This is a genomic window from Phormidesmis sp. 146-20 (assembly GCF_052939475.1).
Genome location: NZ_JBJPHT010000052.1, coordinates 41,667 through 50,542 on the forward strand (window position 1 = coordinate 41,667; position 8,876 = coordinate 50,542).

6 protein-coding genes are annotated in these 8,876 nt (G+C 51.2%); 4 read left to right on the forward strand and 2 right to left on the reverse strand.

What is annotated here, in order from left to right:
- Positions 1-23: 23 nt before the first annotated feature.
- Positions 24-275 (reverse strand): hypothetical protein, encoded by a 252-nt coding sequence (locus tag ACKFKH_RS27625; protein WP_446861568.1) that lies wholly within the window; start codon positions 273-275, stop codon positions 24-26.
- A gap of 113 nt (positions 276-388) precedes the next feature.
- Here ACKFKH_RS27625 and ACKFKH_RS27630 point away from each other — a divergent pair, with 113 nt between their 5' ends.
- Together ACKFKH_RS27630 and ACKFKH_RS27635 are read left to right on the forward strand one after the other, a co-directional pair.
- A complete protein-coding gene (locus ACKFKH_RS27630) occupies positions 389-1,639 on the forward strand; it encodes an MFS transporter (RefSeq protein WP_446861569.1) in 1,251 nt (416 codons plus the stop codon).
- Between the two features lie 105 nt (positions 1,640-1,744).
- The gene (locus ACKFKH_RS27635) at positions 1,745-2,956 is read left to right on the forward strand and encodes a tellurite resistance TerB C-terminal domain-containing protein (RefSeq protein ID WP_446861570.1); all 1,212 of its coding nucleotides are present in this window, start codon (positions 1,745-1,747) and stop codon (positions 2,954-2,956) included.
- Positions 2,957-2,961: 5 nt separating this feature from the next.
- Here the strand turns inward: ACKFKH_RS27635 and ACKFKH_RS27640 are convergent, their stop codons facing one another.
- Positions 2,962-3,741 carry a hypothetical protein gene (locus ACKFKH_RS27640; protein ID WP_446861571.1) on the reverse strand — a complete coding sequence of 260 codons (780 nt, stop codon included), beginning with the start codon at positions 3,739-3,741 and terminating at the stop codon, positions 2,962-2,964.
- A 961-nt stretch (positions 3,742-4,702) separates the two neighbouring features.
- On the opposite strand from ACKFKH_RS27640, the gene ACKFKH_RS27645 reads away from it, so the two are divergent.
- Together ACKFKH_RS27645 and ACKFKH_RS27650 are read left to right on the forward strand one after the other, a co-directional pair.
- Positions 4,703-6,028 carry an ATP-binding protein gene (locus ACKFKH_RS27645; protein WP_446861572.1) on the forward strand — a complete coding sequence of 442 codons (1,326 nt, stop codon included), beginning with the start codon at positions 4,703-4,705 and terminating at the stop codon, positions 6,026-6,028.
- Between the two features lie 83 nt (positions 6,029-6,111).
- Positions 6,112-8,760 (forward strand): chloride channel protein, encoded by a 2,649-nt coding sequence (locus ACKFKH_RS27650; RefSeq protein WP_446861573.1) that lies wholly within the window; start codon positions 6,112-6,114, stop codon positions 8,758-8,760.
- Positions 8,761-8,876: the final 116 nt, after the last annotated feature.

An 8,876-nucleotide genomic window follows, 5' to 3' on the forward strand; every position in this document is an offset into this window, starting at 1 on the left:
TTCGCGATTATGGTAGCCAAAGCCTATCTTTGTGCAACTGGTAAAATTGGTTGAGTGTGCAAAGGCAGGCTGATAGCTGCGAAGTTATTCACCAGGTTGAGGCGGGCGTTGCTGATTGAAGGGATGAATGTGTGGGAGTTGTTAATCTTTTCGCCCCCTAAATCCCCCAAAATTGGAGGACTTTGAACATTTAGTTCCCCTTTGCATTTGGGCAATTCATCCCATGGTTCAGCAACGCCTTGAGGAGTTGTGCAGGAAGTCGGTTCATCGTTCATGAATTTTTTCCTGTCGTAGGCAAGATGTGTGAGGAAACGATCGCACGATAGGTATGAGGAGCAACATTTCAGTAGAAACTGGAACCTTGCACAAGTCCCCTCTTTGTTAGTTCATGAAACTTTCTCTGCCTGCTTTTCTGCCTCGTCTCCCAGCTCAGGTCTGGATTTTGGCCCTCGGTCGTCTGCTGTCTCAAGTTGGAACAGGATTTACGCTGTTCTACGCGCCCATTTTTTTCGTCAATCAGGTCGGATTGTCTGCCACACAGGTCGGACTGGGCATCGGGAGTGCTTCGATTTCTGGCGTGATCGGACGGGCGCTGGGTGGCTCATTCGCGGATTCTGCTTTCTGGGGAAGAAGACGAACGCTGTTGTTGTCGGCGGTGATTTCGGCGATCGCCTCCTTTAATCTGGCGTTTGCCAACAGTTTCCCCGCTTTCGTGATCGGCAATCTGCTCATGGGGATGGGCATGGGACTATATTGGCCCGCTACCGAAGCCGTTGTTGCTGACTTGACCACGCCGGATCAACGCAACGAAGCCTACTCAATTACGCGCTTGTCAGATGCGCTGGGCTTAGGACTGGGCGTAGTTTTTGGCGGTCTGGTGATCAGTACGACCGGAGTCTATCGATCGCTCTTTATCGTGGATGGCATTTCATTTTTAGTCTTCTTTGCCGTCATCTACCGCTCAATTGCCGAAACCAATCCGTCTCACGAAAAACAATCTACTCAATCGGGTTGGAAAACTGCTCTAAGCGATCGTCGCCTGCTGATCTACGCGATCGTCAACATCATGTTTACCAGCTATATTGTGCAAGTTGACAGCACGGCTCCACTTTACTTCACCAATTTTTTGCGGATGGGTGATGCTCAGAAAGGATTTGCCCCCGCCACCATCAGCGCGTTGTTTGCCTGGTATCTGGTTTTTTCTGTGGTGTGCCAACTTCCGATCGCCCGCTTTCTTAATCGGTTGCGTCGTCCCCAAGTGTTAATGCTGTCTGCCTTGATCTGGGGGTTAGGATTTTTTCTTATTAGCGTTACAGGCAGCGCTTCTAGCTTTCACCTCATTTGGGCGGTTTTGGCGTTGAGCGTGTTGGCGATCGCAACTGTTACGTACACCCCAGTCGCGTCTGCCCTCGTCGTCGAACTCGCTCCCGAATCGCTGCGCGGCGTTTATCTAGGTGTCAATTCTCAATGTTGGGCGATCGGCTACTTTATCGGGCCGCCTCTAGGGGGTTGGGCATTGGATCAGTCTCCTACCGTGGCCAATCATTTTTGGCTGTTCCTGTCCCTAAGTGTTATCCTCGCTATCTGGATCTTGCAGGTCTTCGATCGCTTACTCAAAAAGACAAATCAACCCGGCTAATTTCAGCAGCCAACTTCCACCCAAAAAATCAGAAAGATCGCCCCTCACCCACCCATCAAGCAATTCTTTCCTCCCTCCTCCCTCCTCCCTCCGAAGCCGATCGCCATGTTCAAAAGCCGCCTTCTCGTCAGTTTCATCGCCCTGGTGGTCAGCTTTTGTCTCAGTTTGCTGACCGGGAGGGACTTTGGTCGAGCCGTTTCCACGGGACTGATTACCCTGGTTGCCAGTCTGGTTGGGGCGGCGGTGTCAGAACGTCGTTACCAGCGTCTCTTTCAGCAGCGGGCCGAGGAATTGATGATGCACATCCGCAGTTTGCAGCGGCGACGAGCAGAGACTTATGACGAACTGACGGTTTTGATGGAGGAACGCGATCGTCTTGCCACCCTTCCTCCTCCCCAAGCGGCAAATTCAGCGTTACCATCCTGGCAGCCCCCGCGCGTCAGTTGGAATCTTGCCGCCCCTCAAACTCAGACAAAATCGCCGCAAAATCCAGCTTTTGGACTGCAAACCAAAATTCAGCAGCTTGAAACTCAGGAGGCAGCGTTAAATCGTTCTCTCGCGGCCACACTAACCGCCAAACAGCGCGCCGAACTCAGCCTCACCACCACTCAAGCAGAACTCAACCAGACCCAGGCACAAATTCTAGAGCAAAGAAATCTCAAAGAACAGATTCTGCAAGACATCCAGCACTTAACGACCCAAAAGCAGCAGCTTGAAGCAGATTTATCAAAACTCCGCCCCCAACTACAAGAACTAGAGCGCTATCGATCGGAGCTTAACCAATTTCTCAGCGCCGCCGAACCCAAACGTCAACAGGTCGAAACCGGATCAAAATCGTTGCAGACGGCGATCGAGCAGCTACAGCTACAAATTTCTTCGCTCCACGTTGAGTTAAGCCAGCTAGAAACCCAAATTCTCGATCGCCGCACCGAAAAAGACTCGCTTGACCAGGCGATCGCCCTTCTGCAAAACGAACTCAACGCAAAATCCTCGCCGCTCAAGCCATCCTCTTCTCGCCTGCGGTCTGCTGCACCGCCTGACGAATGGACACAGCTGATTACCGGGCTTCCAGAGTTTGAGTTTCAAGCATTGAGAGCGATCGCCGAGCAAACCAATCCCAATCCTGCTTTAAAGAAAATTGCCGAAGCCAATCTGACCATGCCCGAACTACTGATCGACTCGATTAACGAACGCGCTTTGGATACGATCGGCGACATGATTCTCGAACCTGGATCAGGCTCAACCCTGCCGACGATCACCCAGGAATATCTCAAAACTGTTCAGACGCTCATCATCGCCCGCATCGCCAAGCGATAGAAACTTTAGTTATTCTTTCGCAATTTGCGCCTGAGTACGGCTCCTGTTCCTAATGCACCGATCGCCAACAGACCGATCGCCGGATTCGACTCCGGGACTGATTGAACGGGAGGATTTGGATTTTTAGTGCTGTTGGCCCGTAGCAGCCAGTTTCCCTCAAATTTACTAATCGTGTTTAGGGGAAACGAACCGTCAAAGGTGGGTTGAGGAGTACCCGGAAGAGCAAAACGGCTATTAAAACCAAGCCACGATTGACCCTTTAGAGCACCTGTATCAAACGCTGCTGGAAACTGCCCCGCAACCTGATTGGGAAGCAGTGCGCCGATAAAGAAACGCCCTTTCACCTGCGTGGGTCGGTCAAAGTCGATCGTGTCAAAGACATCTGTCCCCAATGCTTTCGCGGTTGTCTCGACTTGAGTCAGCAGATCCAGCGTTTCTGTCGCCTCATCAAATTGATATAGAGACAACTTGGCGGGTTGGGCATCAATGCTGACGAGTGGCTGATCGAGACAAGGATTTACAGCAGGCATCCCCCAAGAGATCGAGACTGATTTAATCCAATCTCCGTTTGGCTCAGTATTAAACTCATTGAGCCAGGTTAGGTCGCCTAACACTTGGCCCGATGTTACTGAGCCACAATCGTTTAACCCAATGGTGCCATCAGTGGTGCCGTCATCGACTTGATAAACAGGATTCACAATGACTGCGTTGGCGGTAGCAGCCGTAACGATCGTAATGACAGCAGCCCCAATGGTTGCCAGCGCAGGTTTAAATTGCTTGAGCATGAGGCTTCCCTCGGCGAAAGTGCGATATAAATTCAGGAACTAATCGGTATGGAAAAAGACTCCGATGGTGAAGTCAAACGGTCTGGAGAAGCTTCATAAAACTTTCACCCGTATTACTTAGTCATTACTACTCAGACTTTGACGACATCCCCGGATAAAATGCTCCCTGTTTGCGGGTTTTAACTGAGATGTTTTACCCAGCGAGTTGAAAAAGTAAGAATGATTGAATGATCGAGTCTCCAATCCTCTGAGTTGATTCCAAACACCCTGAAGTGTGGGCGCACAAGATTGCTTCTTCTGTCTGCTACAAGATAGTTTTAATTTATTGAAAGTGTAAGTGGTACACGAAAAAGTTTATGAGGAAATCGTAAATCTATGGATTTTTAATGAATTTCTCTAAAGTTTTTGTGAAACTCCTGATAAGTCAGTAATGCCGCTATTGTTAGTTTTTTGGAATAGTGCTGTAGCAAAAATTAGCAGCATAGACAGACAATTCATTTAGTTTTTTCCGCCTTTCATTGATTGCTTTTTTATCTATTTAACGCTTAACCACCTACCGCGATCGTTCCGCTTTTCCGCATTGATCAGGCTCCGTCGATCGCAAGTCAATATTTTTGGTGAGTTACTGGCTGTCGGCTCCCCCTAGCTTCTCTTAAAAAGGGCGAAAACCAGGATTCAAAGCTAATCTTGGAGATTGAGAGACATTAAGATGCGGTGTTTCCAGAACATAAAGCCACTTAGCAATTTACTGACTTTTCTCTCTTTTTAAGAGAGGTTAAAGAAGGATCTCCAAATTTCTCAGGGTGTGATCGACGACACTTCAAACGATCGAGATGCGACGATCCCTTAAATAGCGTCACTTTGCGATCGGGTTAGTCTGTTGCAACGCGACTAAAATAACAGGCGAGTGATACGCTAGTGGCGATTCAGCTTCACGTTCTGATCTTTTTCTAAACATCCTATGGCACCGCTCAAATCCAAACGAGTCTCGACTGCTCTGATGAACGCATTGGGCGCAGGCGTTGTGCCACGATTGGGACTCGACCAAATTGCCGTAGGGCGAGAAAAAGAACTGGCAACCCTTCAGCAGGATCTAGACAACATTGCCGCTGGAGGAGCCGCCTTTCGGTTTGTGATCGGTCGCTATGGGGCAGGAAAAAGCTTTACGCTGCAATTGTTGAGAAGTAGCGCGATCGAGCAGGGGTTTGTCGTAGCAGACGCAGATATTACGCCCGATCGTCGCCTCTCTGGAGGAAATGGAGCCAGCATCGCCACCTATCGAGAGTTGATGCACAATTTAGCAACCAAGAGCCGTCCGGATGGTGGGGCGCTGTCCACAATTTTAGAACGCTGGATTGCCGCCATTCAAACTCAGGTGGCTCAGAAGACAGGGTTGAAGCCAAACGACCAGGGCTTTGATGCTCACGTAGAAGCCAAAATTCGAGAAGTGACGCAGGATGTCGCCGACCTGGTAAATGGATTTGAATTTGCCAACGTGATCATCGCTTACTGGTCAGGCTATCGCAACGATGACGACACCCGAAAGGAATCGGCCCTACGCTGGCTTCGAGGAGAATTTTCAACCAAAACAGAATCTAAGGCGGCGCTGGGAGTGCGGGTGATCATTGATGATGAAACCTGGTACGACTACATCAAGCTGCTGGCGCGATTTGTAGCCGACATTGGCTACAAGGGATTGATCATCGTTTTAGATGAGGTGATTCACTTATTTAAGATTACGACGACGGTTTCGCGGCAAAATAACTATGACAAGCTGTTGGCGATGTTTAACGACACCATGCAGGGGCGCGTCGGACATCTGGGAATCTTGATCGGCGGCACTCCTCAGTTTCTAGAAGACCCGCGACGAGGACTATACAGCGACCCGGCTTGGCAACGACGCACCGCAGAAAGTCGGCTAACTCACCAATCTGGTCTGGTCGATACGATCGCTCCGGTAATTCGTCTAGAACCGCTGACACGATCGCAAATATTACAACTGCTCCAGCGACTCGCCGAGCTTCATAAAACTCACTACAACTACGCTAAAGGACTGTCCACCCAGGATTTACAGGAATTCTTAAAAGTGATGGGCGATCGCATCGGAGCCGATAAACTGGTCACACCAGGCGAGATTGTCCGCGACTTTATGACTGTCTTGAATCTGCTGTATCAAAATCCTCACCTGTCGATCGCTCAACTCCTCCAAAGCACCCAGTTTCAATCGGTCAAGCCCAAACTGCCCCAAGCCGACCCCCAAGGAGAATTTGCCGAGTTCACTGTTTAGCGCGCCGCAAAAACCAACTATCGTAATAGCAACAGACTGACGGAACGCTTCATTTTCCCATCGTCCCTCTTTCTCTTTGCGCTATGCGGCCTCTTCTCTCTTCCTCGTTCGTGCGGCTTCTTCAGCCCAAGCAGCTTGCGATCTTTGAGGCCTGTCTGATTGGATTGATTTCGGGTCTGGCGGCAGTTTCGCTCAAACAAGGAGTCGCCTGGATTAGCGGCTGGCGGTTACAAATTGCCCATGAGTATCCGGTCTGGGTGGTGCTGCCTGCGATCGGGCTTTTGGGCAGTTTGTTCGCAGGCTTGCTGATCGAACGGGCAGCCCCCGAAGCGTCAGGAAGTGGCATTCCTCAAGTCAAAGCGGCCCTAGGTTACGCTCCGGTTGCGCTCAATGCACGGGTGGCGCTGGTCAAACTTCTCAGCACGCTTTTGTCACTAGGATCAGGACTCACGCTGGGACGACAAGGGCCCACAGTGCAAATCGGAGCGGCGATCGCTGCCCAACTCAGCATTTGGGTGCCCACGTCTCCCGACCATCGACGACAACTCATGGCCGCAGGCGCAGCCGCCGGATTAGCCGCCGGATTTAATGCACCGATCGCAGGCGTTCTCTTTGTTGTCGAAGAACTGCTGCAAGACGTATCTGGGCTGACTCTGGGAACGGCAATCTTAGCCTCATTTATCGGGGCTGTGGTGTCTCGATTGCTCGGCGGACAAGGGCTGAATGTCAATGCAAGTGGGCTGATTGAGTACACCAATTTTGCGGTGGCAGAAATTCCCATTTTCATGGTGTTGGGCGTTTTGGCGGGGCTGCTGGGGGCACTATTTAGTCGAGGAATTTTGTTGAGTTTGGCGCTCAATCGGCAACTGATGCCCGTCGGACTGCCTTTGAGAGTCGCCTGTGCGGGGTTGATTTCTGGGACGGTTGTGGCTTTGTTGCCTGCTGCGATGCGAGACAACGCTAGTCTGCAAGAAGTGTGGCTGACCAGCGAACTGGGCTGGAAGATGACCGCCGTGATTTTTGTGATGAAGTTTATTCTGACGCTGGTGGCGTTTGGGTCGGGTGCGCCAGGGGGACTGTTTGCTCCATCACTGATTCTCGGATCGGCGCTCGGCTATCTAGTCAGTACGGCGGCTCAAACTTTGCAAGCGGTGTCAGGACTTCCTTTGGGACTGGGGGTGGGAGATGGATTGGTGACAACCTGCGCGCTGGCGGGCATGGGAGCCTTTTTTAGTGCGGTGACGAGAGGGCCAATTACGGCGATCGTGATCGTCTTTGAGATGACCACCGATTTCAATCTTGTTTTGCCTCTGATGATCGGGTCTGTCACTGCTTATCTGGTGGCCGAAAGCATTTATGGTGGCTCGATCTACAAACATCTGCTCGATTGGAATGGGATCAGCTTGCAAAAAAGTGAAGCGATCGACCATCGATTATCCGGACTGACGGCAGCCGATATTATGCAGCGTCGGGTCGAGACGTTATCCAGTCAAATCAGTTTAGACGAAGCGATTCAGGCATTCTCACGATCGCATCATCGAGGCTTTCCGGTTGTGGATGACGGCAAACTCGTCGGCATTGTCACCCAAACCGATCTCGCCAACATTCACGAACGGCAAGCCGGCGATCAGCTTCTCGAAACGGTGATGACTCCGCAGCCTGTAACGGTGACTCCAATTGACCCTTTAACGCAGGTTCTCTATCTGCTGAATCGCTATAAAATTAGCCGCTTGCCCGTGGTCGATCGCCGCAAACTAATCGGGATCATCACCCGCGCCGACATCATTCGAGCCGAATCCGACAAACTCAGCGGCACGGCCCAACAGACTGGCCCACAACCAGAACCCTCCTACGTGGTGTATCAAACCCGTTCTCCGGCGATTGGTCGGGGTCGATTGTTGGTGCCGATCGCCAATCCTCAGACCGCAGAATCTTTATTACAAATGGCGGCGGCGATTGCTCACGATCGTCACTACGAGTTGGAATGTCTGCAAGTAATTCTCGTGCCCCGCTATCAAGCCCCTGCGGAAACTTCTGTTTCTACAACCATCAGTCGTCGCTTGCTCAAACACGCTTCTCGGCTGGGCGAAAAGTGGCAAATTCCCGTTCACACTCAGGTTCGGGTGACGCATGACATTGCCCACACGATTTTAGAAGTGATCAAGGAGCGCCATATTGATCTGATCATCATGGGCTGGAAAGGGCTTACGACAACTCCCGGTCGTGTCTTTGGTAACGTCGTCGATACGATGATTCGGCAAGCTAGTTGTGATGTCATCTTGATCAAATTTGGCAGTGGAGAATACAGAGGGAGTCATCAAAAACTGAAGAACTTCCCGTGCGATCGCTGGCTTGTTCCCACAGCGGGCGGCCCCAATTCTCGTCAAGCGATTCGTCTGTTGCCTGCGTTGACTCAGTTAGCTCACCGTCCCGAAATTTGTCTGTGTCAGGTGCATTACCCCGATCGCAATCTGCCCGATGCGGCGGCGCTCGATGATGCGATGACTTACTTAGGCACTCGCTTAAATTGTCCGGTTGCGCTGACTGCGGTTTGTGCCAATTCGGTGTCTGAAGCGGTGATCGATCTGGCCCAAAAAGATCAGTGCGATGTGATCGTCTTGGGTGCCACTCGCGAAGGACTGCTGCAACAAGCGATTAACGGCAACATTCCCGAAGAGATTGCTCGACGCTGTGACTGTACGGTGATTTTGGTGAGAGGAGCGATCGGGTGAAGGGTTGTCTTCGACACGCTTTGCGAGAGGGGTGAGATTCTCGTTGGGTCAAGCCAGAAATCTGTCGGTTCGGTGATTTTGTGGAGGGGATGAGCATATTTTTGGGGTGGCGAGAG

Excerpts from the sequence above, each read along its gene's own strand:
- ACKFKH_RS27640 (WP_446861571.1), bottom strand. The coding sequence starts at position 3,741 with ATGCTCAAGCAATTTAAACCTGCGCTGGCAACCATTGGGGCTGCTGTC.
- ACKFKH_RS27625 (WP_446861568.1), bottom strand. The coding sequence starts at position 275 with ATGAACGATGAACCGACTTCCTGCACAACTCCTCAAGGCGTTGCTGAA.
- ACKFKH_RS27630 (WP_446861569.1), top strand. The coding sequence starts at position 389 with ATGAAACTTTCTCTGCCTGCTTTTCTGCCTCGTCTCCCAGCTCAGGTC.
- ACKFKH_RS27645 (WP_446861572.1), top strand. The coding sequence starts at position 4,703 with ATGGCACCGCTCAAATCCAAACGAGTCTCGACTGCTCTGATGAACGCA.
- ACKFKH_RS27635 (WP_446861570.1), top strand. The coding sequence starts at position 1,745 with ATGTTCAAAAGCCGCCTTCTCGTCAGTTTCATCGCCCTGGTGGTCAGC.
- ACKFKH_RS27650 (WP_446861573.1), top strand. The coding sequence starts at position 6,112 with ATGCGGCCTCTTCTCTCTTCCTCGTTCGTGCGGCTTCTTCAGCCCAAG.